This window comes from [Enterobacter] lignolyticus SCF1, assembly GCF_000164865.1.
In the GTDB taxonomy this organism is placed as follows: domain Bacteria; phylum Pseudomonadota; class Gammaproteobacteria; order Enterobacterales; family Enterobacteriaceae; genus Enterobacter_B; species Enterobacter_B lignolyticus.
Window position 1 is genome coordinate 293,368 of sequence record NC_014618.1, and the last position, 25,044, is coordinate 318,411.

Here is a 25,044-nt window from a genome sequence, read left to right on the forward strand (position 1 = left end):
GTCAGGCGTCCGGTAGCATACGGCCTACCGCATCCACCACGTCCTGCACGGTACGCACCGACTTAAACTCCTCGGGCTTGATTTTCTTACCGGTTTTTTTCTGCAGGTGCACGATCATATCAACGGCGTCGATACTGTCGAGATCCAGATCCTCATTCAGGCGGGATTCCGGCTTAATGTCCTGAGGGTCGATTTCAAACAGGTCGCTGAGCAGCGTTGAAACCTCGGCGTAGATGGTTTGTTGTTTTGTCATAACGAACTCGTTTTCAGGCACGCTGTGCGTGGATAAAAGACGCCAGAGTGGCAACGGAGTAGAAATGCTGGCGCACCTCTTCGCTTTCGGCGGAGAGCGTCACGCCGTACTGGTTTTTCACCGCCAGGCCCAGCTCAAGCGCGTCGATGGAGTCCAGACCTAAGCCGTCGCCAAACAGAGGGGCATCGGTATCGATATCGTCCGCTGACAGTTCATCAAGGTTTAGGGTACTGATGATGAGGTTTTTAATTTCCAGATAGAGCGATTGCATCATTAACTCCTGCCAAAATATTGTAACTGACGCAACAGTTGTCGGTTTAGCTGCCGTGCGGCCACCGTCGGTTCTTGTTGAGCTGCGTCGTAAAAATCGCTGATGGCGATCCGCTCACGTACGTCCACCACAAAATGCGGTTTGGTTGGCGGGGCATCATACCATTTGCTGTGTTTATCCAGCATGCGTTCAGTGCAGCGGATGGTGACCACGCGGACATCGCAGCCGCAGCGGATGGCGATATTGGCCGCGCCGCGCTGCAGCTTCATCTCTTCGCCCGGGCGCGTTCGGGTGCCTTCCGGGAAAATAAGGATCGTATCGCCGCGCGCCAGACGCTGGCGGCTGGCGGGCAGCAGCGTGTCGCCCTGGCTGTTGACCAGATAGTCCGCGCTGCGGATCACGCCGCTGACGAACGGGTTGCTCAGCAGCGCGCTTTTCACCAGGCAGTCGGTCTCCGGCATCACGGAGGCCAGCATCACATAGTCAATCAGCGACGGGTGGTTGGCGACGACCAGACAGCCGCTGTCCTGGCGTAGCGCCTCGACGCCGCGAATCTCGTAGTCCAGCACGCCGACGCTTTTGACCACCCAGAGGAAAAAGCGAAAGCTGGCGGCGATACTGCGGCGGGCCAGACGGCGGCGGCGCTGCGTATCGCGAACCACGAGCAAAAGAATATTAAACCAGATTAACGACAGCAGCAGGCCGCCGATACCGAAGAGCGTAAAGCACGCTCCGGTCATTAGCGCCCGCCAGAGGCGGTTTAACGTGGCGAAAGGGCTGCGCATTATCGGCTCCAGCGCCATTGCGCGGCTTCACCGCTAAGGGTGAACTGCGGCGTGTTGTTCAGGTAGTGCTGTAAAAACTGCAGGCTTTGCGGCAGCGCGGGCTCGACATCATCGCCGCCGGGCGACGTGGCGCAGGTCAGGGTGTTCCCGGCCTCAAAGACCATGGCGACCGCCCACGGCCAGGTTGGCATGGCGGGCGGCAGCGCCGGGTGGTAGAACGCGGGCAGCGCGCCGTCAAAGTCGACCATCAGCACGCGCTGGTGGCCTGCATGCAGCAGGCTTATCACCTCCAGCAGCCCCTGCTGGAAGGTATCTCTGCCGGCGGAAAGCGACGAGGACACCAGCGGTTTTTGCGCCACAATCGTCAGGTTGCCGACGGCGGAGTTATGCACGGAAAGCGCAAAATCGGTAGGAGAGACGTCCTGACCGGTCGCCAGCGCTTCCAGGATCCGGTAGTTGCGCTCCAGTTCACCGTGACGGCTGGTATAGAGTACGGCGTCTACGGCGTGTTTGCGCACCATCGACAGGCCGCACTCTACCGCCAGCCTGCTGCCGGAGCTCAGGCGGCGGGCCGCCATCATCGGCAGCGCGGTGAGCTTTGCCTGCGGCGCCGCCGGGTCGATGGGCGTCTGCTGCTGCGCCCAGGCGCACCACTGGTCCGGGTCGCTAAGCCCCGGGGCCATGGCCTGCCAGTCGGTGAGGTGTAGTGCAAATTTCATTAGTGTGCGTCTGTGAGTGTTCTTTTCTGCTCTTTAATTCTTTAATACCCGGCGATTCCAGATACCGATATAACGGCGTGCCATCAAATACTGGTGTTAGCAGGAAAAGGCGTGTCGCACAGCATATCCCTGGGGAGAGGCGACAACGATGAGATAAACCTGCTTTTTGAGGCCGCGGCACAGTGACCATTTTGAGTATTGCTGGCTGTATCGTACCGTGTTGTTGGCTGGCTTGCGAATATAGATATCAATTCAGCGTCAGCGCGGGCCGCCCGGCGACCCGCGCTGATATTACTGCTGCGCGCCTGCGGAGAGGTTTAACTGAATGTCCTGGTTAAGGTTTTGCACCCAGCGGTTATAGCTTTTGTGGATCTGGCCGTCTGACGCCATCAGGTTCAGACTGCTGACATAGTTGATTGAATAACCGGTCGCGGAATACGGAATGCTTATTTCGGCAGTGTGGTCGCGCGCCTGCAGGCGACCCTTAATGAGGCCAGGACCCGCATCGGACATGACCCACTTACGGTTCAGACCGGCCTTAAGAATGGCGGCGCGGACCTGATATTCCGTGTGGCCTGCGCTGACGGTGCTCTTTACCTGCGTGACCGGCGCTGTACGCGCGCATCCTGCCAGAAGCCCGACGATTGCCGCCGCGACTAACCACTTCATCCTCTTTTTCATCAAAAACTCCATCTCAATTGAATGAAACAATTACCTGAACCGCTGGCGAATACGGATGCATCATCTGCAGATTATTTATCCCGGATACGCCATGGATCAGGGCACTTAAGATAAATTTATTATTATCAATGGGTTTAATGCGCTAATTGTAAAATGATAAGGGAATGCGAATATCCCGGCAAGCCAAAAGAGAATACAAAAAATAGCGGGGGGATTTCCGTTAAGTGGATATTGTGGAAATGTTGCTAAGGCGATTTAAAGAAACAGCGGCGACGGGATCTTTATTTGCGAATAAAATAAAGAGGCCCTCGAATTCTGAATCCGGGGGCCTCTTAGTCAACGAATTAAATTAGTTGATGACGATAGTATTGATAATGCTCTCAGCGGCGGACTGCGCCTGCTGCTGGTTATCCGCGGGAAGGGTGACCTGCAGGGTCAGCAGCTTGTTATCGACTTTGCCCAGCACAACGGAAGAGTAGGCGGTCTGGCCTTTTGCCGAAATAATGCTGTCCAGCTGCTGCAGGGTGTGGCCTTTCAGCTCGATGGATTTATTCGTGACGACCTGCAGCTGCGGGTCGCGGCTGCGCTGCTGGTCTTCCAGGCGTTTCGCCATGGCGGCCAGATCTTCGCTGGTGTTATCGCCGACGATAACGATGACCGCTTTCTGACCGGTGGCGTCGGAATACACGTGCATATTATTAGACTGCGTCCCCAGCTTGCCGCTCTGATCGGTCATATCCGCAGGCAGGGAGAAGCTGAGCTTTCCGTCCAGCAGGCTTACCGGCTGGCTGGCCGCTTTGCTTTCCGCTGACGCGCCCTGAGCAGGTGTTTTGCTGTTGCTGTTGTCACAGGCCGCAAGCCCCATCACCAGCAGGCCAATACCGACATATTTAACCAAATTGCGCATTGACATCTTCCTTTCGATAAACGGCCACTAACGGCACATTCGCCTATCTTACCACAACCCGCGAAGCGAACCCTTAACCTGGCTGAAATGCCGAGATTTCAGATTTGTCTGCCAGCTTTTTCAACAGCATATTGAGCAGTACGCCGTACATCGGTAGGAAGAACACCATGCTGATAAGCACCTTAAAGGTGTAATCCACCAGCGCAATTTCTACCCAGTGCGCCGCCATAAACGGATCGGGGCTGCGCCAGAAGGCGATGAAGAAAAAGGCCAGCGTATCGCTGACGTTGCCAAACAGCGTGGAGGCGGTCGGCGCCAGCCACCAGCGGCGGCTCTGACGCAGGCGGTTAAACACATGGACGTCAAGGATCTGCCCCAGGGCATAGGCCATAAAGCTTGCCGCCGCAATGCGCGCCACGAACAGGTTAAAGCTGCCCAGCGCGGCAAAGCCCTGCCATTCGCCCATATAAAACAGCGCAGAAACCGTATACGAAATCAGCAGCGCCGGCATCATCACCGCAAAGATAATCCGGCGCGCCAGCGGGGCGCCGAAAATGCGCACGGTCAGATCGGTGGCGAGGAAAATGAACGGAAAACTGAACGCGCCCCAGGTGGTATGAAAACCAAAAATGGATACCGGCAGCTGTACCAGATAGTTGCTGGAGGTGATCACCAGCAGATGAAATAGCGATAGCCAGACCAGCGCGTGTTTGCGCTGTAATACAGAAAACGTCGTCATATTGTGACCTTTTTGGCGGTTGGGGTGAGGGAACCCAATAAAAACCGCCGCATAATACTGCTTTGGGCGGGTAATGCAATGGCTAATTTTCACGCAATCGTTAACCTGCTTGCGTCCTTGACCTGGCCGCGTAAACTAGGGGCGTTTTTTTTCGACGCGAGATAATAATGAGCGATCTGTTTTCCAGCCCCGACCATACGCTTGACGCCCAGGGCCTTCGCTGCCCGGAGCCGGTCATGATGGTGCGCAAAACCGTGCGCAATATGCAGGTCGGCGAAACGCTGCTGATTATTGCCGACGATCCGGCGACCACCCGCGATATTCCCGGTTTTTGTCGGTTTATGGAGCATGAGCTGGTGGCGCAGCAGTCAGAATCGCTGCCTTACCGCTATTTGATTCGTAAAGGGCACTAACCGACGGCGCACGCCCCTTCCTGCTGGCGCGCGCCGTTGTGTTTTACTTCTTACGCAGCAGCCGCAGGGCGTTGGCGGTCACCAGTACGGTCGCTCCGGTATCGGCCAGCACCGCCAGCCACAGCCCGGTGATGCCGAGCAGCGTGGTCACCAGAAATATCCCCTTCAGACCCAGCGCAATGGCGATGTTTTGCCGGATATTGGCGTGGGTGGCGCGCGCCAGGCGGATCATCTGCACCAGCCCGGTCAGACGGTTGCCGGTGAGCGCCGCATCGGCCGTTTCCAGCGCCACGTCGGTGCCGCCGCCCATGGCGATGCCGATGGTCGCCGCCTTCATGGCCGGGGCGTCGTTGATGCCGTCGCCCACCATCGCCAGCGGCGCGCGGGCATTCAGGGCGTTCACCTCGGTGACTTTATCCGCCGGCAGCAGACCGGCGCGGTAATCAAGCCCCAGCTCTGCGGCGATAGCCGCCGCGGCGCGCGGGTTATCCCCGGTCAGGATCACCCCCTGTACGCCAATCTGATGCAGCGCGTCCACCGCTTCGCGGGCGTCGGCGCGCAGCGTATCGCGCAGGGCGAGGAGCCCCAGCAGAGTATCGTTTTGCGCGACGATAACCACCGTTTGCCCGGCGTTCTCCAGCTGCTGAACCTGCTCGTCCCACTCCGGCGCCGGAAATTTACCGGCGGCGCAGATAAGCACCTTCTGCCCGTTCACCTCGGCCTCAATCCCTGAGCCAGCCAGCGCGCGCTGGGCGGCGGCGGCCGGGATGGTGAGCTGCCGAGACTGCGCCTCCTGCACGATGGCCTGCGCCAGCGGGTGCGAGGAACCCTGTTCCACCGCGGCGGCGAGGGCCAGCAGATCATTGTTGTTCATCGCGTTTGCGCCGATGATGGCGGTCACCTGCGGTTTGCCGACGGTCAGCGTACCGGTTTTATCGAACGCCACCTGGCGTACGCGGCCCAACTGCTCCAGCGCGGCGCCGCCTTTAATCAGCGCGCCGCGACGCGCGGCGGCGGCAAGCCCGGAGGTAATGGCCGCCGGTGTTGAAATCACCAGCGCGCACGGACAGCCGATCAGCAGCAGCGTCAGCCCTTTGTAGATCCACGGCAGCCAGGCGGCGGACATCATCAGCGGCGGCACCACGGCAACCAGCAGCGCCACCAGCATAATCGCCGGGGTGTAAATACGGCTGAAGCGGTCGATAAAACGTTCGATCGGCGCGCGGCGCTCTTCGGCTTCCTCTATCAGCTTAAGAATGCGGTCGATGGCGCTGTCGCCGGGCTCGGACACGACGGTGAGCTGGGCCAGGCGGTCGACGCTGGTGGCGCCCGCGGCAACGCGCTCGCCGGCATTGCGATCCACCGGCACCGATTCGCCGGTCAGGGCGCTTTCGTCAAAGCTGGCAAACGGCGACAGCAGGGTGGCATCGGCCGGAAGACGTCCGCCAGCGGCGACTTCAATCACATCGCCGGGACGCAGGTCGCGTTGGGCGACGGTTTCACGCTGCCCGTCGCGAACCCGCACGGCGATTTCCGGTTTTAGCGCCATCAGCGCGCTAACCCCCTGACGGGCGCGGCTGGCGGCCCAGGCTTCGAGGCGCTCGCCAATCAGGAACAGCAGCAGCACCATCGCCGCCTCCGCCGTCGCGCCGATAAACAGCGCGCCGATGGCGGCAATGCTCATCAGCGTTTCAATGGCGAACCAGCTGCCGCTTTTGATCAGGCGCAGCGCCTGGCGGGCAATCGGGAACAGGCCGACCAGAGTGGTGGCGACAAACGCCAGCTGGCCCGCCGGGTGGTTGATCTGCTCAAGCCCCCAGCTCAGCGCCATCATGATGATGAGAGAGATAAGCGGCAGGTTTTCGCGCAGGCGTGACGGCGCAGCCTCCTGGGGGGCGTCGGTATTGCGCAGCTGGTAGCCCGCGGCGGTAACCGCGTTTTCCACCTGCTGGCGGACGTCGCGGTCGGCATCGACCAGCAGCTTTTCGGTGGCGAAAACCACCTGCACCTGGCTGACGCCGCTGACCTGGAGAACGGCATTTTCCACCTTGCGGGCGCAGGCGGCGCAGTCCATGCCGTTGACGTTCCAGCTAAAGCGGCTGCCCTGAACGCTCTTTGGCGCGGAAGTGGCGGGCGCCTCGCAGGCGCCGTCGCAGCCGCAGGCGTCATCGTTTTGCGCCGCAGCGGGAGAAAAGCGCAGCGATGAAAACTGCGGGGCAGGTTTACGGTTTGAATCGGGAGTCGACATGTATCCTCCTGGTAATAATTCTCATTAACGAGGATCATACACTTTGGAGTCGACTCCAGAGTCAAGGGCAATTTTACAGATAAAGCGCCCGAACGATAAAAAAGTGCCCGGCAAAGTAGCAGGCGGCGGCGATGGCGTTATCGGCGCGGAAACGGCGGCGGTAGTGGCTGCCTAACCAGACGATGTTGCCGATAAGCAGCAGCGACGCGCCGAGGAAGCCCGACAGCGCGGTATCCGTTGGCCGGAGGAACCACAGCTCGCCTGCCAGCCAGACCATCACCAGCGTCATGCCGATGAAAGTGCATACCGGCATCCGCAGCTCTTCCAGACGACTCCAGATGACGGCAATCAGCAGCGCGCCGATCGCCAGCAGCACCAGCGGCAGCGGCCAGAAGAACGACAGCGTCATTTGGCTGGCGAACCAGATGGTGTACAGCAGGTGGGAGAGAAAGTAAGCCCCGACGGCGTACAGCAGGCGCTGGCGCGGCAGCAGGGTGAGCGCGTCGCCAATCAGCGAGGCGCACAGACCGGCCACCACCAGATAGCTGATGGCGTTGAAGATAGGCGCCTGCCAGACCAGCACCAGCAGCAAAATCAGGGTGATCGGTTTAAACACCCAGCGTTGCCAGGCCGGACCACGGTAGCTGGCGTCAACGTACAGCCAGGCGGAAAAACAGACAGCAATAAATGACCAAAGCATAGTAAGTCCCTGTCTCTGTTCGTGTTGAATAATCAGATTCTGAACCAGTGTAGTGGCTTGGGCAGGCGGATGACAATGCCGGCCAAAGCGGGGTATCCTGATTTCCGCATAATCTGATGGGATTTAACAATGAGCAAGATGCCGCTTTTTTTCATCGTCGTCGTGGCAATTATCGTTATCGCCGCCTCTTTTCGCTTTGTGCAGCAGCGGCGGGAGAAGATGGACAACGACGCCGCGCCGCTGCTGCAAAAGCGGGTAGTAGTGAGCAATAAGCGGGAAACGCTGCGCAACGACCGGCGCTCGCGCCAGCAGATCGTCGCCCCGGCGGGCAGCGATCTGCGCTATGACGTGAGCTTCCGGCCGGAGAACGGCGGGCTGGAGGTGACGTTCCGCCTCGACGAGAAACCTTATAACCAGCTGACGGTGGGCGACAAAGGCACCCTGAGCTACAAAGGGACGCGCTTCGTCGCGTTTACGCCTGACCCGTAAGCGCTACTTTTTCTTCGGAGTGAGTTTTTTCTGCCAGGCAATCAGCTCAAACACGCCGAACAGGAAAATTCGGATTTGCTCGCTTCGGCTCATCGGCGGCGCGTCCTTTGGCAGCGTCGCCTTCAGCAGCGTCATCTGCAGGCCATGCATCAGGATCATAAAGAACAGCGCGACGTTGACGAAAATGTTCAGCGGCCGTGGAAACGGCTGGAACAGGTTAAGCAGCAGAAACGCCCAGACGCACAGCATGAGTAAACGTCCCAGATTAAGCAGCATCGTTTTCTCCCTGCTGTTGACGATGGTAGAGGCGATACGCGACCTGTCCGGCCACCTTCTCGCGGTGTAGTTCCCAGCTTGCCGGCACCGGCGGCAGACCGTTTTCCACTTCACTTTCGACGTAAATCAGCGCATCGTCAGCCAGCCAGCCGTTGCTTTCCAGCAGGCGCAGCGTTTCATCCAGCAGCCCTTTGCGAAACGGCGGGTCGATAAAGACCACGTCGTGCGGCGTGCCGGGCGCGGCCAGGAAGGCGAGCGTATTGGCGTTGACCACGCGGGCGTTGGCGGCCTTTAGCGTCGCGAGGTTTTTTTGCAGCTGCTGCGCGACGTTGCGCTCCATCTCCAGCAGCGTCGCGCTGGCGGCGTAACGCGATAAGGCTTCAAGCCCCAGCGCGCCGCTGCCGGCAAAGCAGTCGAGGCAGCGGGCGTCGACCATGTGCGGCGCCAGCCAGTTAAACAGGGTTTCACGTACGCGGTCGGTTGTCGGGCGCAGGCCCGGGCTGTCCGGTACCGGTAACTTCCGGCCGCGCCATTGTCCGCCGATGATGCGGATCTGGCCGCTGCCGGTGTGGTTAGGTTTCTTCATATCGTTTTCATTGCTCAGCTCAGCGCTGCCTTACTATTCCAGGCGGTGATGTGCGTTAAGTAAAGTGATAGACTATTTCATCATTTTTTTAGCTTCCATGTACATAGCGGGAACGCGGTGCCGGGAATCAACAGCGAAGAGTGTGGTCGCAGATGGCAAAAGACAAAAAACGTGGTTTTTTTTCCTGGCTCGGCTTTGGACAGAAAGAGCAAGAGGCCCAGCAACAGCAGCAACCCGAAGCGCAGCAAACGCCCGCCGAGCCTGCCGTAGAGCAGGTTGTCGAGCCTGAGGCGGAGCACGTCGCGCACAGCGAAGAAGAGGCCCGGGATTTCGCCGATGAGGTGGTGGACGTCACCGAAAATGCGGCGGAAAGCGAAAAGCCGCAGCCGTCCGAAGAGCCTGAACCGGTAGCGGTTGCCGCGGAAGTCATCGAGGAACCGGCGGCCGAACCTGTGCCGGAAGCGGAACCTGAAGCAGAGCCGGAACCTGAACCGGAGCTCGAACCGGAAATCGACGCGATCGCCGGGCGCGTTGACGACGAGGTTATCGACGAGGACAGCCTGATTTCCGACGACGAGCTGGAAGCCCAGGCGCTGGCGGCGGAAGAACAGCCTGAAGAGCAGCACGACGAGGTGCAGCAGGAGCAGGAAAAACCGACGAAAGAGGGCTTTTTTGCCCGTCTGAAGCGCAGCCTGCTGAAGACCAAAGAAAACCTCGGTTCCGGATTTATCAGCCTGTTCCGCGGCAAGAAAATCGACGATGATCTGTTTGAGGAGCTGGAAGAGCAGCTGCTGATTGCCGACGTTGGCGTAGAGACCACCCGTAAGATCATCGCCAACCTGACCGAAGGCGCGAGCCGTAAGCAGCTGCGCGATGCGGAAGCGCTGTACGGCCTGCTGAAAGACGAAATGGGCGAAATTCTCGCAAAAGTCGATGAACCGCTTAATATTGAAGGCAAAACCCCGTTCGTCATTTTGATGGTCGGCGTTAACGGCGTCGGTAAAACCACCACTATCGGCAAACTGGCGCGCCAGTTTGAGCAGCAGGGTAAATCGGTGATGCTGGCGGCAGGGGATACGTTCCGCGCCGCCGCCGTTGAGCAGCTCCAGGTCTGGGGCCAGCGCAACAACATCCCGGTAATTGCGCAGCATACCGGCGCGGATTCCGCCTCGGTGATTTTCGACGCCATTCAGGCCGCGAAGGCGCGCAATATCGACGTGCTGATCGCCGATACCGCAGGGCGTTTGCAGAATAAATCGCACCTGATGGAAGAGCTGAAGAAAATCGTCCGCGTGATGAAAAAGCTCGATGAAGAGGCGCCGCACGAGGTGATGCTGACCATCGACGCCAGCACTGGACAGAATGCGATAAGCCAGGCGAAGTTATTCCATGAGGCGGTGGGCCTGACCGGCATCACGCTGACCAAACTGGACGGCACCGCAAAGGGCGGGGTGATCTTCTCTGTTGCTGACCAGTTCGGCATCCCGATTCGCTACATCGGCGTCGGCGAACGTATCGAAGACTTGCGTCCGTTCAAGGCGGACGATTTTATAGAGGCACTTTTTGCCCGAGAGGATTAACAATGATTCGCTTTGAACACGTCAGCAAAGCCTATCTCGGCGGGAGACAAGCGCTGCAGGGGGTGACCTTCCACCTGCGGCCGGGCGAGATGGCCTTTCTGACCGGCCACTCCGGCGCGGGGAAAAGTACCCTGCTGAAGCTCATCTGCGGCATCGAGCGCCCGAGCGCAGGGAAAATCCTGTTCGGCGGTCACGATATCAGCCGCCTGAAAAACCGTGAGGTGCCGTTTTTACGCCGCCAGATCGGCATGATCTTCCAGGATCACCATCTGCTGATGGACAGAACCGTGTTTGACAACGTGGCGATTCCGCTGATCATCGCGGGCGCCAGCGGCGACGATATTCGCCGCCGCGTCTCGGCGGCGCTGGATAAGGTGGGGCTGCTCGACAAAGCGAAAAACTTCCCGATTCAGCTCTCCGGCGGTGAGCAGCAGCGCGTCGGGATCGCCCGCGCGGTGGTGAACAAACCGGCGGTGCTGCTGGCGGACGAACCTACCGGTAACCTTGATGAAGCGCTGTCGGAAGGGATTTTACGTCTGTTTGAAGAGTTTAACCGCGTAGGGGTGACGGTGCTGATGGCGACCCACGACCTGGGGCTTATCTCCAGCCGGTCCTACCGCATGATGACCCTTAGCGACGGCCATTTGCACGGAGGCCACACCAGTGAATAAACGCGAGGCACTCAATCAAATCAGGCAGTTTGGCGGCCGGCTCGACCGTCTGCGCAAATCTGCCGGTGTCGGCGGCGACGGCGGGCGCAACGCGCCGAAGCGGCCGAAAGCGGCGCCGAAGGCGAATTCGCGTAAATCCAACGTCTTCAACGAACAGGTTCGCTATGCCTGGCACGGCGCGCTGCAGGATCTGAAAAGCAAGCCGCTTGCCACCTTCCTGACGGTGATGGTGATCGCTATTTCGCTGACGCTGCCGAGCGTCTGCTACATGGTGTACAAAAACGTCAACACCGCGGCGTCGCAGTACTATCCGTCGCCGCAGATAACCGTTTACCTGCAAAAGACGCTGGACGATGACGCCGCGGCGAAAGTGGTGGGACAGCTGCAGGCGGAGCAGGGCGTGGAGAAGGTCAACTACCTTTCCCGCGACGAGGCGCTGGGCGAGTTCCGCAACTGGTCCGGTTTTGGCGGCGCGCTGGATATGCTCGAAGAGAACCCGCTGCCAGCGGTAGCTATCGTCATTCCGAAGCTGGATTTCCAGGGCACCGAAGCGCTGAACAGCCTGCGCGACCGCGTATCCCGTATTCAGGGAATTGATGAAGTACGCATGGACGACAGCTGGTTCGCCCGTCTGGCCTCTATCACCGGCCTGGTGGGGCGCGTGTCGGCGATGATCGGCGTGCTGATGGTGGCGGCGGTGTTCCTCGTCATCGGCAACAGCGTGCGCCTGAGCATCTTTGCCCGCCGCGACACCATCAACGTGCAGAAGCTCATCGGCGCGACCGACGGCTTCATTCTGCGCCCGTTCCTCTACGGCGGCGCGCTGCTCGGTTTCTCCGGGGCGTTTTTATCGCTGATCCTCTCCGAGATTCTGGTGATGCGCCTCTCCTCGGCGGTGACCGAGGTGGCCAAAGTCTTCGGCACCCAGTTTGAGCTGACGGGACTGGGGCTGGACGAGTGCCTGCTGATGCTGATTGTCTGCTCGATGATTGGCTGGGTCGCGGCGTGGCTGGCGACAATTCAACATTTACGCCACTTTACGCCTGAGTAATACCCGGCCGCTAAAAGTCTGATATACTCTCTCCCTGCTGCAATGAGTTCCTGTCCGCAGGGAGAGAGTTTGCAACCCATCCGCTTTTCCTGCCTTCAACAATCATCATCGTGGTGTCACATTTTGTGCGTAATTTATTCACAGCGTTGCATTGAACTTGTGGATAAAATCACTGTCTGATAAAAGACTGAATGATAATCTCGTTGCTCGTAAGATTCTGGCCCGATTGTTGCCCGATGGGGGGCGCTCAGGCCAGAACGGAAATTGAGAGGATTTGAATGACCAAAGAAATGCAAAATTTAGCTTTAGCCCCTGTTGGCAACCTGGAGTCGTATATCCGGGCGGCGAACGCCTGGCCGATGTTATCGGCTGATGAAGAGCGGGCACTGGCTGAAAAGCTGCATTACCAGGGCGATCTGGAAGCAGCTAAGAAGCTGATTCTGTCTCACCTGCGCTTTGTTGTTCATATTGCTCGTAACTACTCGGGCTATGGCCTTCCGCAGGCGGATCTGATCCAGGAAGGTAACATCGGTCTGATGAAAGCCGTGCGCCGTTTTAACCCGGAAGTGGGTGTGCGCCTGGTTTCCTTCGCCGTTCACTGGATCAAAGCCGAAATTCACGAATACGTTCTGCGCAACTGGCGTATCGTAAAGGTTGCGACCACGAAAGCGCAGCGCAAGCTGTTCTTCAACCTGCGCAAAACCAAGCAGCGTCTGGGCTGGTTTAATCAGGACGAAGTGGAGATGGTCGCTCGCGAGCTGGGCGTTTCCAGCAAAGACGTGCGTGAGATGGAGTCGCGAATGGCGGCTCAGGACATGACCTTCGATCTGGGGCCGGACGACGACGCGCAGGACGGCCAGCCGATGGCGCCGGTACTCTATCTGCAGGATAAATCGTCTAACTTTGCCGACGGCATTGAAGATGATAACTGGGAAGAGCAGGCGGCTAATAAGCTGACCGATGCGATGCAGGGTCTGGACGAGCGTAGCCAGGACATCATCCGCGCCCGCTGGCTGGACGAAGACAACAAGTCCACGCTGCAGGAGCTGGCCGACCGCTACGGCGTTTCCGCAGAGCGCGTGCGTCAGCTTGAAAAGAACGCGATGAAAAAACTGCGCGCCGCGATCGAAGCATAAGCCGAAATCGCACCGCAAAGAAGCCGGGTTATGCCCGGCTTTTGCTATTTATACACGCCACTAACACCTTAAACGCGCCCTCCATCTCCTCTTCCTTCATGGCGGCAAAACCCATCAGTAGCCCGCGCTGCGGCGTATCGCCCAGGTAATAGCGCGACAGCGGGCGCACCAGCACCCCTTTGTCATTGGCGGCCTTCGCCAGCGCGACGTCGTCACAGTCGTCAGCCAGCTTTAACACCAGATGCAGCCCGGCGTTGTCGTTAAACTCGCTGAGCGCCGCTTTGCCCAGGTATTGGCTAATCAGCGCGGTCAGGCGCTGGCGTCGGCGGGCGTAGAGCAAACGCATCCGGCGGATATGGGCGGTGTAGTGCCCTTCGGTAATAAACTGCGCCAGCGCCTCCTGGTCGAGCAGGCGCCCGCCGCGGTACAGCTCGGCATGGGCGGTTTTGAGCGCCTGCGCCAGCGGCTGCGGCAGTACCACGTACCCCAGGCGCAGCCCGGGCCACAGGGTTTTGCTGAAGGTGCCGATGTAGATGACCGGCGCATCCTCCACCAGCCCCTGGAGGGCGGGAATGGGCTGGCCTGAGAAGCGGAATTCGCTGTCGTAATCATCTTCCACAATCCAGCTGCCGGTTTGCCGCGCCAGCGTGAGCAGCCGCTGGCGGCGCTCGAGGCTCATGACGCAGCCCAGCGGATACTGGTGCGATGGCGTGACAAAGATAAGCCGCGGCGGGGCGTCGCCCGGTTCCGGCGGGTTCATGCCGCTGAGATCGACGTTGATGGCCTGCAGATCCACGCCGTTCATCTGCAGCACGTTGCGGATCCCCCAGTAGGCCGGTTCCTCGATCCACGCGCGATCGCCGGGGTTGCACAGCATCCGCGAGACCAGATCGATAGCCTGATGGATCCCTTCGGTTATCAGGATCTGCTCCGGGTTGCAGCGTACGGAGCGCGCCACCCGCAGGTACTCCATCAGCGCCTGCTGAAGCGTTGGGCTGCCGCCGGACGGGCTGTAGGAGAGCTGCACGGCGGGCGGGCGGCGGCTGAGGCGGGTGTAGATTTTGCGCAGCAGGGCGTGCGGGAACTCGCTGACGTCCGGTACGCCGGGCAGAAAAGCGCCCCACTGCCGGGAGCTGGCGCGGCTGTGCGTCAGCAGCGCTTCGCCACGCGCCGACAGTATCGCCTGCTGCGGCGCATGCCGGCTTTGCGGGGAGGCGTCAGAGGAAAACAGCAGGCTGTCCGGGACGGTGCGCGACACAAAGGTGCCGCTGCCGGAGCGCGAAACGACATACCCTTCCGCCAGCAGCTGTTCGTACACCGTCAGCACCGTGTTGCGGGACAGGGCCAGCTGGTTTGCGAGATCCCGCGAGGGCGGAAGCCGGCTTTGCGGCGGCAGGCTGCCGTCGAGAATCGACAGCCGGATGGCGTTATAGAGCCGCTTATGCAGCTTACCGTCCTTTTGGTCATCCAGGCGCAGCTGCAGGAGATCGCACACTAAAGAACGCAATTGGATCCCTCAATTATTCAAAACTGGTACTCGATTATAGGACCGCTCAGGAGGTAAAACCATGACATTGTTTCAAAGTTGTTAACGCTAAACGAATCAATAAATGGGGTAAGGTCGATGAAAAATAACGAACTGAATCAGCGCCGCCTGCAGGCGACGCCGCGTGGGATTGGCGTCATGTGCGGGTTCTATGCCGAAAAAGCGGAAAACGCCACCCTGTGGGATACGGACGGCAACGAGGTCACCGATTTCGCGGCCGGTATCGCCGTGCTCAACACCGGCCACCGCCACCCGAAGGTGGTCGCGGCGGTTGAAAAACAGCTGCGCGCCTTTACCCATACGGCCTATCAGATTGTTCCTTACGAAAGCTATGTGTCGCTGGCCGAGCGTATTAACGCCCGCGTTCCGGTCAACGGTCCGGCGAAGACCGCGTTCTTCACCACCGGCGCGGAAGCGGTGGAAAACGCCGTGAAGATTGCCCGCTTCTACACTAAACGTCCGGGGCTGATTACCTTCGGCGGCGGCTTCCACGGCCGTACCTTTATGACCATGGCGCTGACCGGCAAAGTGGCGCCGTACAAGATTGGCTTCGGGCCGTTCCCGGGCTCGGTGTTCCACGGGCAGTACCCGAACCCGCTGCACGGCGTCAGCACCGCCGATGCGCTGAAAAGCCTTGAGCGTATTTTCAAAGCCGACATCGCCCCGGATCAGGTGGCGGCCATTATCCTTGAGCCGGTGCAAGGAGAGGGCGGCTTTAACGTGGCGCCAGCCGATTTCATGCAGGGGCTGCGTAAGATTTGCGACACCCACGGCATTCTGCTGATCGCTGACGAAGTGCAGACCGGCTTTGCCCGTACCGGTAAGCTGTTCGCGATGGAGCACTACGACGTCAAGCCGGACCTGATGACCATGGCGAAGAGCCTGGCGGGCGGTATGCCGCTGTCGGCCGTCGCCGGTCGCGCGGAGGTGATGGACGCCCCGGCGCCAGGCGGTCTGGGCGGCACCTACGCCGGTAACCCGCTGGCGATCGCCGCGGCGCATGCGGTGCTGGACGTCATCGACGAAGAGAAGCTGTGCGCCCGTTCCGCCGAGCTGGGCCACCATCTGGTGGAAGTGCTGAACAACGCGAAGGCCGATTGTCCGTATATCGCCGACGTCCGCGCGCAGGGCTCCATGGTGGCCGTGGAGTTCAACGACCCGCACAGCGGCGAACCGTCGCCGGAATTTACCAAACAGTTCCAGGATAAAGCGCTGCAACAAGGTCTGCTGCTGCTGAGCTGCGGCGTCTACGGCAACGTTATCCGCTTCCTTTACCCTCTGACCATCCCTGAAGCCCAGTTCCGCAAGGCGCTGGACATTATTCGACACTCCCTCAGCCGCTAATGGCGGGCCGCTCTCAGGAGCGGCTTTTTTTTCGTCTTTTTTCTGTTACAGAATCGTCAAATTTCTCGTTCCAAATTCTGAAAAATGGGGTATGTTTTAGCAGAGTATGCTGAAAAAGCGCGATTGGCAGACCATAAACTGAAATAAAGCGCTAAAAAACAACATCACAACAAACGCAATAACCATAACAATGGGGAATCTCAGGATGAAAATGAAGGGTAAAGCGTTACTGGCAGGATGTATCGCGCTGGCGATGAGTCATGCGGCATGGGCTGAAGATATTAAAGTTGCCGTCGTCGGTGCGATGTCCGGTCCGGTTGCGCAGTACGGTGACCAGGAGTTCACAGGGGCTGAGCAGGCGGTTGCCGATATTAACGCCAAGGGCGGCATCAAAGGTAATAAGCTGCAGATCGTAAAATATGATGACGCCTGCGACCCGAAACAGGCGGTTGCGGTGGCTAACAAAGTGGTTAACGACGGCATCAAATACGTTATCGGCCACCTGTGCTCCTCTTCCACGCAGCCGGCGTCCGACATCTATGAAGACGAAGGCATTCTGATGATCACCCCGGCAGCGACCGCGCCGGAGCTGACCGCGCGCGGCTATAAGCTTATCCTGCGCACCACCGGCCTGGACTCTGACCAGGGCCCGACCGCGGCAAAATATATCCTGAATACGGTGAAACCGAAGCGTATCGCCATTGTTCATGACAAGCAGCAGTACGGCGAAGGCCTGGCGCGCGCGGTACAGGACGCGCTGAAAAAGGGCAACGCCAACGTGGTGTTCTTTGACGGTATCACCGCGGGTGAAAAAGATTTCTCTACCCTGGTGGCGCGCCTGAAGAAAGAGAATATCGATTTCGTTTACTACGGCGGCTATCACCCGGAAATGGGGCAGATCCTGCGCCAGTCCCGCGCGGCGGGTCTGAAAACCCAGTTTATGGGCCCGGAAGGGGTGGCGAACGTATCGCTGTCTAACATCGCCGGTGATTCTGCTGAAGGGATGCTGGTGACCAAGCCGAAGAACTATGACCAGGTTCCGGCGAACAAACCTATCGTAGAGGCGATCAAAGCCAAGAAACAGGATCCAAGCGGCGCGTTCGTCTGGACCACCTATGCGGCGCTGCAGTCGCTGTCAGCGGGCCTGAACCAGAGCAATGACCCGGCGAAGATTGCCGAGTGGCTGAAAGCCAACAGCGTTGATACCGTAATGGGCCCGCTCTCCTGGGACCAGAAGGGCGACCTGAAGGGCTTTGAGTTTGGCGTGTTCACATGGCATGCCAACGGTACGGCGACAGACGCTAAATAACATTGATGACCCTCGCCCTGGCCTGAAAGCGCCGGGGCGAGGGGGGACCGCTAGCGCTTCACCCAACCATCCGCCTGGTCCGCAAACCCCAGCGCCTGCATAAAGGCGGCCATGGTCGCGCGGTCCTCCACGCCAACATCCGCCATCCACCAGTCGCTAATCTCCGGATTATCCGCAAGCACTTCTTCGAGCAGGTATTGCCCAACGCCGCGGCGACGGGTGATGTCGCGCACCCGCAGGGAGTCGAGCGCGCCCTGGCGGCCGCGCAGGGTAACGCGCACCGCGCCGAGCAGGCGTTCATTAAAGCGCGCCGCGTAGATCCGGTGCGTTTCGTCCACCTTCAGCGACGAGGCGCTGTATTCCGGCCAGATCTTACCCAGATCGATGCGGTCCTGTTCGCTAAAGGTGTTCAGCCTGATGATCGTCAGTTTCATGTGAAGCTATCCCGAAAAAAAATTTATCCAAAGTGTACCCAATTTCACGTCTTACGCGTTTCTCTTTTTGCTCGCGATCCCAGGGGATTCGTTTTCCCCCTTTCTTCGCCGCAGAGCAATGCGTCATGGATCGAAAATTAAGCAGAATTTTAACCTAATGGGTAGTGATTTATTCGGCTCTTTATGCCCTTATTTTATGCTGAAAACTGGACTTTTTTTTGTTTATCTCTGCTTGAATACAGAATATTATCTTTGCTTAATAGACTGAAAAATAGAGATTTTAGCCTTTGTTTTCGCTAAAAGCCTCGCTAAATCATTAAAGAGACTGGTAAAAATAGCGTTGTTCATTAAAAGTACAGAATGCTTTTTAACCAAATAAAAACAATATTTTTACGACACATCACGAGTGGGGATTTGACATGAAACGCAACGCGAAGACACTGGTCGCGGGGATGATCGCACTGGCGATGTCGCACACGGCTATGGCGAAAGAGATTAAGGTCGCCGTGATCGGGGCGATGTCCGGCCCGGTCGCGCAGTGGGGCGACATGGAGTTCAACGGCGCGCGTCAGGCGATTAAGGACATTAACGCCAGCGGCGGCATCAAGGGAGATAAGCTGGTCGCCGTGGAATATGACGACGCCTGCGACCCGAAGCAGGCGGTGGCGGTGGCCAACAAAGTGGTTAACGACGGCATCAAATACGTTATCGGCCATCTGTGCTCTTCTTCCACGCAGCCGGCGTCCGATATCTATGAAGACGAAGGCATTCTGATGATTACCCCGGGGGCGACGAACCCTGAGCTGACCCAGCGCGGCTATCAGCACATCATGCGCACCGCGGGCCTCGACTCTTCCCAGGGGCCGACCGCCGCGAAATACATCCTTGAGAAAGTGAAGCCGCAGCGTATTGCTATTATTCATGACAAGCAGCAGTACGGCGAAGGCCTGGCGCGCTCCGTGCAGGATGGCCTGAAGAAGGGCGGCGCGAACGTGGTGTTCTTCGACGGCATCACCGCCGGAGAAAAAGATTTCTCTGCGCTGATTGCCCGCCTGCAGAAAGAAAATATCGATTTCGTTTACTACGGCGGCTACTACCCGGAAATGGGCCAGATGCTGCGCCAGGCGCGCGCCGTGGGTCTGAAAACCCAGTTTATGGGGCCGGAAGGCGTGGGCAACGCCTCGCTGTCGAACATTGCGGGCGACGCGGCGGAAGGCATGCTGGTCACCATGCCGAAACGCTATGACCAGGATCCGGCCAACAGCGCTATCGTTGCCGAGCTGAAAGCGCAGAAGAAAGATCCGAGCGGTCCGTACGTGTGGATCACCTATGCGGCGGTACAGTCGCTGGCGACGGCAATGGACCGTACCGGCAACCAGGAGCCGCTGGCGTTAATTAACGATCTGAAAGCGCACGGCGCGAAAACCGTGATTGGGCCGCTGAACTGGGATGAGAAAGGCGATCTGAAGGGATTTGAGTTTGGTGTCTTCCAGTGGCACGCCGATGGGTCTTCCACGGTCGCCAAATAACCATTATCCCACCGCCCGGCGAGTCCGGGCGGGTTTAGAAAGGTTACCTTATGTCAGAGCAGTTCCTCTATTTTCTGCAGCAGATGTTTAACGGCGTCACGCTGGGAAGCACCTATGCGCTGATCGCCATCGGCTACACCATGGTCTACGGCATTATCGGCATGATTAACTTCGCCCACGGCGAGGTTTACATGATAGGCAGCTATGTCTCGTTCATGATCATCGCCGCGCTGATGATGATGGGCATTGATACCAGCTGGCTGCTGGTGGCGGCAGGCTTTATTGGCGCTATCGTTATCGCCAGCGCCTACGGCTGGAGCATTGAGCGGGTGGCATACCGGCCGGTGCGTAGCTCCAAGCGCCTGATCGCGCTGATCTCGGCGATCGGCATGTCTATCTTCCTGCAAAACTACGTCAGCCTGACGGAAGGGTCGCGCGACATCGCCCTGCCGAGCCTGTTTAACGGCCAGTGGGTGGTGGGCAGCAGCGATAGCTTCTCGGCCAGCATCACCACCATGCAGCTGGTTATCTGGGTCGTTACCTTTATCGCGATGCTGGCGCTGACGCTGTTCATTCGCTACTCCCGTATGGGGCGCGCCTGCCGCGCCTGCGCGGAAGATCTGAAAATGGCGAGTCTGCTCGGCATCAACACAGACCGCGTCATCGCGCTGACGTTTGTTATCGGCGCGGCAATGGCGGCGGTAGCGGGCGTGCTGCTCGGTCAGTTCTACGGGGTGATTAACCCTTACATCGGCTTTATGGCCGGGATGAAAGCCTTCACCGCGGCGGTTCTCGGCGGTATCGGCAGTATTCCTGGCGCGATGATCGGCGGCCTGGTGCTGGGTATCGCCGAAGCGCTCTCCTCCGCCTACCTGAGCACCGAATATAAAGACGTCGTGGCCTTCGCCCTGCTGATTGTGGTGCTGCTGGTGATGCCGACCGGCATCCTGGGTCGTCCGGAGGTAGAGAAAGTATGAAACCGATGCATTTTGCAATGGCGCTGCTCTCTGCCGCCATGTTCTTCGTGCTGGCGGGCGTCTTTATGGGCGTTCAGCTTGAGCTGGACGGCACCAAACTGGTGGTGGCGAAGGCGGCGGATATCCGCTGGCAGTGGATCTTTATCGGCACCGCCGTGGTCTTTTTCTTCCAGATGCTGCGCCCGTTGTTTCAGAAGGGCCTGAAAAGCGTGTCCGGGCCGAAGTTTATTCTGCCGGCGATCGACGGTTCTACCGTTAAGCAGAAGCTGTTCCTGATTGCCCTGCTGGTGATTGCCGTGGCGTGGCCGTTTATGGTGTCGCGCGGGGCGGTGGATATCGCCACCATGACCATGATCTACATCATTCTCGGTCTTGGCCTGAACGTCGTGGTTGGCCTTTCCGGCCTGCTGGTGCTGGGCTACGGCGGCTTTTACGCCATCGGCGCGTACACCTTTGCGCTGCTGAACCACTACTACGGTCTCGGCTTCTGGACCTGCCTGCCGCTGGCCGGGCTGGTCTCTGCGGCGGCGGGTTTTCTGCTGGGCTTCCCGGTGCTGCGCCTGCGCGGCGACTATCTGGCGATTGTCACCCTCGGCTTTGGCGAGATTGTTCGTATCCTGCTGCTTAACAATACCGAAGTGACCGGCGGCCCGAACGGCATCAGCCAGATCCCGAAACCGACGCTGTTCGGCCTGGAGTTCAGCCGTACCGCCCGCGAAGGCGGCTGGGACACCTTCAGCAACTTCTTTAACGTCAAGTACGATCCGAACGACCGCGTGGTGTTCCTCTACCTGGTGGCGCTGCTGCTGGTCGTGGCGACCCTGTTCGTGATTAACCGCCTGCTGCGCATGCCGCTGGGACGCGCGTGGGAAGCGCTGCGTGAAGATGAGATTGCCTGCCGCTCGCTGGGTCTGAGCCCGACGCGCATCAAGCTGACCGCCTTTACCATCAGCGCGGCGTTCGCCGGGTTCGCCGGTACGCTGTTTGCGGCGCGCCAGGGCTTCGTCAGCCCGGAGTCGTTCACCTTCGCCGAATCGGCGTTCGTGCTGGCGATTGTGGTGCTGGGCGGTATGGGCTCGCAGTTTGCGGTGATCCTCGCGGCGATTCTGCTGGTGGTATCGCGCGAGCTGATGCGCGATCTGAACGAGTACAGCATGCTAATGCTGGGTGGTTTGATGGTGCTGATGATGATCTGGCGTCCGCAAGGCTTGCTGCCGATGACCCGTGTGCAACTGAAGCTTAAAAACGGGCAGACCAAAGGAGAGCAGGCATGAGTCAGCCATTATTATCCGTGAGCGGTCTGATGATGCGCTTTGGCGGCCTGCTGGCGGTCAATAACGTGTCGCTGGAGCTGCGCCCGCAGGAGATTGTTTCCCTTATCGGGCCAAACGGCGCCGGAAAGACGACGGTTTTTAACTGCCTGACCGGTTTTTATAAGCCGACGGGCGGCACCATTATGCTGCGCGACCAGCATCTGGAAGGGCTGCCGGGGCAGAAAATCGCCCAGATGGGCGTGGTGCGTACCTTCCAGCACGTGCGCCTGTTTCGTGAAATGACGGTGATTGAAAACCTGCTGGTGGCGCAGCACCAGCAGCTGAAAACCGGGGTGTTCTCCGGCCTGCTGAAGACGCCGTCGTTTCGCAAAGCGCAGAACGACGCGCTTGACCGCGCGGCGGCCTGGCTTGAGCGTATCGGCCTGCTGGGGCACGCCAACCGCCAGGCCGGTAACCTGGCCTACGGCGATCAGCGCCGCCTGGAGATTGCCCGCTGCATGGTGACGCAGCCGGAGATCCTGATGCTCGATGAGCCTGCGGCAGGGCTTAACCCGAAAGAGACCAAAGAGCTGGACGAACTGATCGTCGAGCTGCGTACCCATCACAACACCACCATTCTGCTTATCGAGCATGATATGAAGCTGGTGATGGGCATCTCCGACCGTATTTACGTGGTGAACCAGGGGACGCCGCTGGCAAACGGCACGCCGGAACAGATCCGCAACAACCCGGACGTCATTCGCGCTTACCTGGGTGAGGCATAAGATGGAAAAAGTCATGTTGTCTTTTGACAAGGTCAGCGCCCACTATGGCAAGATTCAGGCGCTGCACGAGGTCAGTCTGCACATCAAGCAGGGCGAAATCGTCACGCTTATCGGCGCTAACGGCGCCGGGAAAACGACGCTGCTCGGCACGCTGTGCGGCGACCCGCGCGCCAGCAGCGGACGTATTGTCTTTGATGATAAAGATATTACCGACTGGCAGACCGCCCGCATCATGCGTGAAGCGGTGGCTATCGTCCCGGAAGGGCGCCGCGTATTTTCCCGGATGACGGTGGAGGAGAACCTGGCGATGGGCGGCTTTTTTACCGACCGCGCCCAGTACCAGCAGCGCATCAAGTGGGTCTACGAGCTGTTCCCGCGCCTGTGGGAGCGCCGTATTCAGCGTGCAGGCACCATGTCCGGCGGCGAGCAGCAGATGCTGGCCATCGGCCGCGCGCTGATGAGCCAGCCCCGGCTGCTGCTGCTGGATGAGCCGTCGCTTGGGCTGGCGCCAATCATCATTCAGCAGATTTTCGACACGATTGAGCAACTGCGTAAAGAAGGGATGACCATCTTCCTGGTGGAGCAAAACGCCAACCAGGCGCTGAAGCTTGCCGATCGCGGCTACGTGCTGGAAAACGGTCACGTGGTGCTGGAGGATACCGGCGACGCGCTTCTGGCCAACGAAGCGGTGCGTAGCGCGTATTTAGGCGGTTAATCGCGTTTCCCCCTCACCCTAACCCTCTCCCACGGGGAGAGGGAACCGATCGCTTTTCTCCCTCTCCCCGTGGGAGAGGGCTGGGGTGAGGGCATCAGGCAACTCCTTACCCCAAACCCCTTCACACAACCATCATCCCTTTGCCGTTTTTTTGTCATCGTTCTGTAATTAAAAGGTTATTTTTCTGTCATTCGCGCATGTCATGTTACCTCGCGAGCATAAAACGCGTGATTTCGCGCATCCGGCACAACAAGAGAGATATCCGAATGACATCGTTACGACATACAGCTTTGGCAGTGACGCTGGGTCTGGCCTTCGCCAGTCAGGCAATGGCTGCCACGACAATACCGTTCTGGCATTCCATGGAAGGCGAGCTGGGTAAAGAGGTTGACTCCCTGGCGCAACGTTTCAATGAAACCCATCCGGATTACAAAATCGTCCCGGTCTACAAAGGCAACTACGAGCAGAGCCTGGCCGCCGGGATTGCCGCTTTCCGTACCGGCAACGCGCCTGCCCTGCTGCAGGTGTATGAAGTCGGCACGGCAACCATGATGGCCTCGAAGGCGATTAAACCGGTATACGAAGTCTTTAACGATGCCGGCATCAAGTTTGACGAGTCCCGGTTTGTGCCGACGGTTGCCGGGTACTACACCGACTCGAAGACCGGCCATCTGCTGTCTCAGCCGTTCAACAGCTCCACGCCGGTGCTGTACTACAACAAAGACGCCTTCAAAAAGGCGGGTCTTGACCCTGAGCAGCCGCCGAAAACCTGGCAGGATCTGGCTTCTTATACCGCGAAGCTGAAAGCCGCGGGCATGAAGTGCGGCTACGCCAGCGGCTGGCAGGGCTGGATCCAACTGGAAAACTTTAGCGCCTGGCACGGCCTGCCGTTCGCGACCAAAAACAACGGTTTCGACGGCACCGACGCGGTACTGGAGTTCAACAAGCCGGAGCAGGTGAAGCACATCGCGATGCTTGCCGATCTGAACAAGAAGGGCGATTTCAGCTACTTCGGGCGTAAAGACGAATCCACCGAGAAGTTCTACAACGGCGATTGCGCCATTACCACGGCCTCTTCCGGCTCGCTGGCGGATATCCGTCAGTACGCGAAGTTCAACTATGGCGTGGGGATGATGCCTTACGACGCCGAGGTGAAAGGCGCGCCGCAGAACGCCATCATCGGCGGGGCGAGCCTGTGGGTGATGCAGGGCAAGGATAAAGACACCTATAAAGGCGTCGCCGAGTTCCTCGACTTCCTGGCTAAACCGGAAATCGCGGCCGAATGGCACCAGAAGACCGGCTATCTGCCGATCACTACCGCCGCCTATGACCTGACCCGTAAGCAGGGCTTCTATGATAAGAATCCGGGCGCCGATATTGCGACGCGTCAGATGCTGAACAAGCCGCCGTTGCCGTTCACCAAAGGCCTGCGTCTGGGCAATATGCCGCAGATTCGCACCATTGTGGACGAGGAGCTGGAAAGCGTTTGGACCGGCAAGAAAACTCCGCAGCAGGCGCTGGACGCGGCCGTCGAGCGTGGTAACCAGCTGCTGCGTCGCTTTGAGCAGTCCACTAAATCGTAATTTGTGACTTGCCCGGTGGCGCTGCGCTTACCGGGCCTACGATGTGCCACATGTAGGCCGGGTT

The 25,044-nt window shown here is 59.0% G+C and carries 26 protein-coding genes and 1 pseudogene; 14 read left to right on the plus strand and 13 right to left on the minus strand.

Annotated elements, in window-relative coordinates:
• Nucleotide 1 precedes the first annotated feature (1 nt).
• From ENTCL_RS01340 to ENTCL_RS01370, 7 genes and pseudogenes are all read right to left on the minus strand, one after another.
• Complete coding sequence (locus ENTCL_RS01340) at nt 2–253, minus strand: acyl carrier protein (protein ID WP_013364324.1); 252 nt, start codon at nt 251–253, stop codon at nt 2–4.
• A gap of 13 nt (nt 254–266) precedes the next feature.
• The gene (locus ENTCL_RS01345; protein WP_013364325.1) at nt 267–524 is read right to left on the minus strand and encodes a phosphopantetheine-binding protein; all 258 of its coding nucleotides are present in this window, start codon (nt 522–524) and stop codon (nt 267–269) included.
• Nucleotides 499–1,327: pseudogene (locus ENTCL_RS01350) on the minus strand (lysophospholipid acyltransferase family protein). The gene ENTCL_RS01345 and the pseudogene ENTCL_RS01350 overlap by 26 nt, the downstream one beginning before the upstream one ends.
• The gene (locus tag ENTCL_RS01355; RefSeq protein WP_013364327.1) at nt 1,309–2,028 is read right to left on the minus strand and encodes a beta-ketoacyl synthase chain length factor; all 720 of its coding nucleotides are present in this window, start codon (nt 2,026–2,028) and stop codon (nt 1,309–1,311) included. The pseudogene ENTCL_RS01350 and the gene ENTCL_RS01355 overlap by 19 nt, the downstream one beginning before the upstream one ends.
• Nucleotides 2,029–2,319: 291 nt before the next feature.
• Nucleotides 2,320–2,709: a hypothetical protein gene (locus ENTCL_RS01360; protein WP_013364328.1), complete on the minus strand. Its 390-nt coding sequence runs from the start codon at nt 2,707–2,709 to the stop codon at nt 2,320–2,322.
• Between the two features lie 349 nt (nt 2,710–3,058).
• On the minus strand, nt 3,059–3,616 hold the full coding sequence (locus ENTCL_RS01365; protein WP_013364329.1) for a DcrB family lipoprotein: 558 nt from the start codon (nt 3,614–3,616) through the stop codon (nt 3,059–3,061).
• Between the two features lie 73 nt (nt 3,617–3,689).
• On the minus strand, nt 3,690–4,355 hold the full coding sequence (locus ENTCL_RS01370) for a 7-cyano-7-deazaguanine/7-aminomethyl-7-deazaguanine transporter (RefSeq protein ID WP_013364330.1): 666 nt from the start codon (nt 4,353–4,355) through the stop codon (nt 3,690–3,692).
• A gap of 167 nt (nt 4,356–4,522) precedes the next feature.
• Here ENTCL_RS01370 and tusA point away from each other — a divergent pair, with 167 nt between their 5' ends.
• Nucleotides 4,523–4,768, plus strand: coding sequence for a sulfurtransferase TusA (tusA, locus tag ENTCL_RS01375; protein ID WP_013364331.1), 246 nt, complete (start codon nt 4,523–4,525; stop codon nt 4,766–4,768).
• Between the two features lie 43 nt (nt 4,769–4,811).
• Here the strand turns inward: tusA and zntA are convergent, their stop codons facing one another.
• Both zntA and ENTCL_RS01385 read right to left on the minus strand, forming a co-directional pair.
• Nucleotides 4,812–7,016 (minus strand): Zn(II)/Cd(II)/Pb(II) translocating P-type ATPase ZntA, encoded by a 2,205-nt coding sequence (gene zntA / locus ENTCL_RS01380; RefSeq protein ID WP_013364332.1) that lies wholly within the window; start codon nt 7,014–7,016, stop codon nt 4,812–4,814.
• A gap of 73 nt (nt 7,017–7,089) precedes the next feature.
• Nucleotides 7,090–7,716: a lysoplasmalogenase gene (locus ENTCL_RS01385; protein WP_013364333.1), complete on the minus strand. Its 627-nt coding sequence runs from the start codon at nt 7,714–7,716 to the stop codon at nt 7,090–7,092.
• A 138-nt stretch (nt 7,717–7,854) separates the two neighbouring features.
• Here ENTCL_RS01385 and ENTCL_RS01390 point away from each other — a divergent pair, with 138 nt between their 5' ends.
• A complete protein-coding gene (locus ENTCL_RS01390; RefSeq protein WP_162098838.1) occupies nt 7,855–8,205 on the plus strand; it encodes a DUF2500 domain-containing protein in 351 nt (116 codons plus the stop codon).
• Nucleotides 8,206–8,208: 3 nt separating this feature from the next.
• Here ENTCL_RS01390 and ENTCL_RS01395 read toward each other — a convergent pair whose 3' ends face one another.
• Nucleotides 8,209–8,481 carry a DUF1145 family protein gene (locus ENTCL_RS01395; RefSeq protein ID WP_013364335.1) on the minus strand — a complete coding sequence of 91 codons (273 nt, stop codon included), beginning with the start codon at nt 8,479–8,481 and terminating at the stop codon, nt 8,209–8,211.
• Complete coding sequence (gene rsmD / locus ENTCL_RS01400; protein WP_013364336.1) at nt 8,471–9,067, minus strand: 16S rRNA (guanine(966)-N(2))-methyltransferase; 597 nt, start codon at nt 9,065–9,067, stop codon at nt 8,471–8,473. The genes ENTCL_RS01395 and rsmD overlap by 11 nt, the downstream gene beginning before the upstream one ends.
• Before the next feature lie 152 nt (nt 9,068–9,219).
• Here rsmD and ftsY point away from each other — a divergent pair, with 152 nt between their 5' ends.
• The 4 genes from ftsY to rpoH all read left to right on the plus strand — a co-directional run bounded on the left by ftsY (nt 9,220) and on the right by rpoH (nt 13,505).
• A complete protein-coding gene (gene ftsY, locus ENTCL_RS01405) occupies nt 9,220–10,647 on the plus strand; it encodes a signal recognition particle-docking protein FtsY (RefSeq protein WP_013364337.1) in 1,428 nt (475 codons plus the stop codon).
• A 2-nt stretch (nt 10,648–10,649) separates the two neighbouring features.
• The gene (gene ftsE, locus ENTCL_RS01410; RefSeq protein WP_013364338.1) at nt 10,650–11,318 is read left to right on the plus strand and encodes a cell division ATP-binding protein FtsE; all 669 of its coding nucleotides are present in this window, start codon (nt 10,650–10,652) and stop codon (nt 11,316–11,318) included.
• Nucleotides 11,311–12,369 carry a permease-like cell division protein FtsX gene (gene ftsX, locus ENTCL_RS01415; RefSeq protein WP_013364339.1) on the plus strand — a complete coding sequence of 353 codons (1,059 nt, stop codon included), beginning with the start codon at nt 11,311–11,313 and terminating at the stop codon, nt 12,367–12,369. Before ftsE ends, ftsX begins: the two co-directional genes overlap by 8 nt.
• Before the next feature lie 278 nt (nt 12,370–12,647).
• The gene (gene rpoH / locus ENTCL_RS01420; protein ID WP_013364340.1) at nt 12,648–13,505 is read left to right on the plus strand and encodes an RNA polymerase sigma factor RpoH; all 858 of its coding nucleotides are present in this window, start codon (nt 12,648–12,650) and stop codon (nt 13,503–13,505) included.
• Between the two features lie 28 nt (nt 13,506–13,533).
• Here the strand turns inward: rpoH and pdxR are convergent, their stop codons facing one another.
• Nucleotides 13,534–15,012: a MocR-like pyridoxine biosynthesis transcription factor PdxR gene (gene pdxR, locus ENTCL_RS01425; RefSeq protein WP_013364341.1), complete on the minus strand. Its 1,479-nt coding sequence runs from the start codon at nt 15,010–15,012 to the stop codon at nt 13,534–13,536.
• A 117-nt stretch (nt 15,013–15,129) separates the two neighbouring features.
• Here pdxR and ENTCL_RS01430 point away from each other — a divergent pair, with 117 nt between their 5' ends.
• Nucleotides 15,130–16,395 (plus strand): 4-aminobutyrate--2-oxoglutarate transaminase, encoded by a 1,266-nt coding sequence (locus tag ENTCL_RS01430; RefSeq protein WP_013364342.1) that lies wholly within the window; start codon nt 15,130–15,132, stop codon nt 16,393–16,395.
• Nucleotides 16,396–16,600: 205 nt separating this feature from the next.
• Nucleotides 16,601–17,704, plus strand: coding sequence for a branched-chain amino acid ABC transporter substrate-binding protein (locus ENTCL_RS01435; RefSeq protein ID WP_157865522.1), 1,104 nt, complete (start codon nt 16,601–16,603; stop codon nt 17,702–17,704).
• A 50-nt stretch (nt 17,705–17,754) separates the two neighbouring features.
• Here the strand turns inward: ENTCL_RS01435 and panM are convergent, their stop codons facing one another.
• Nucleotides 17,755–18,138: an aspartate 1-decarboxylase autocleavage activator PanM gene (panM, locus tag ENTCL_RS01440; RefSeq protein ID WP_013364344.1), complete on the minus strand. Its 384-nt coding sequence runs from the start codon at nt 18,136–18,138 to the stop codon at nt 17,755–17,757.
• A gap of 419 nt (nt 18,139–18,557) precedes the next feature.
• Here panM and livK point away from each other — a divergent pair, with 419 nt between their 5' ends.
• The 6 genes from livK (at nt 18,558) to ugpB (ending at nt 24,980) form a co-directional block, all read left to right on the plus strand.
• The gene (livK, locus tag ENTCL_RS01445; protein WP_013364345.1) at nt 18,558–19,667 is read left to right on the plus strand and encodes a high-affinity branched-chain amino acid ABC transporter substrate-binding protein LivK; all 1,110 of its coding nucleotides are present in this window, start codon (nt 18,558–18,560) and stop codon (nt 19,665–19,667) included.
• A gap of 50 nt (nt 19,668–19,717) precedes the next feature.
• Nucleotides 19,718–20,644 (plus strand): high-affinity branched-chain amino acid ABC transporter permease LivH, encoded by a 927-nt coding sequence (gene livH / locus ENTCL_RS01450; protein WP_013364346.1) that lies wholly within the window; start codon nt 19,718–19,720, stop codon nt 20,642–20,644.
• A complete protein-coding gene (locus ENTCL_RS01455; protein ID WP_013364347.1) occupies nt 20,641–21,918 on the plus strand; it encodes a high-affinity branched-chain amino acid ABC transporter permease LivM in 1,278 nt (425 codons plus the stop codon). The genes livH and ENTCL_RS01455 overlap by 4 nt, the downstream gene beginning before the upstream one ends.
• Nucleotides 21,915–22,682 (plus strand): high-affinity branched-chain amino acid ABC transporter ATP-binding protein LivG, encoded by a 768-nt coding sequence (livG, locus tag ENTCL_RS01460; RefSeq protein WP_013364348.1) that lies wholly within the window; start codon nt 21,915–21,917, stop codon nt 22,680–22,682. The genes ENTCL_RS01455 and livG overlap by 4 nt, the downstream gene beginning before the upstream one ends.
• Before the next feature lies 1 nt (nt 22,683).
• Nucleotides 22,684–23,397, plus strand: coding sequence for a high-affinity branched-chain amino acid ABC transporter ATP-binding protein LivF (gene livF, locus ENTCL_RS01465; RefSeq protein ID WP_013364349.1), 714 nt, complete (start codon nt 22,684–22,686; stop codon nt 23,395–23,397).
• A 266-nt stretch (nt 23,398–23,663) separates the two neighbouring features.
• Nucleotides 23,664–24,980, plus strand: a complete 1,317-nt coding sequence (gene ugpB / locus ENTCL_RS01470) for a sn-glycerol-3-phosphate ABC transporter substrate-binding protein UgpB (RefSeq protein WP_013364350.1) — start codon at nt 23,664–23,666, stop codon at nt 24,978–24,980.
• The last annotated feature ends 64 nt before the right edge of the window (nt 24,981–25,044 follow it).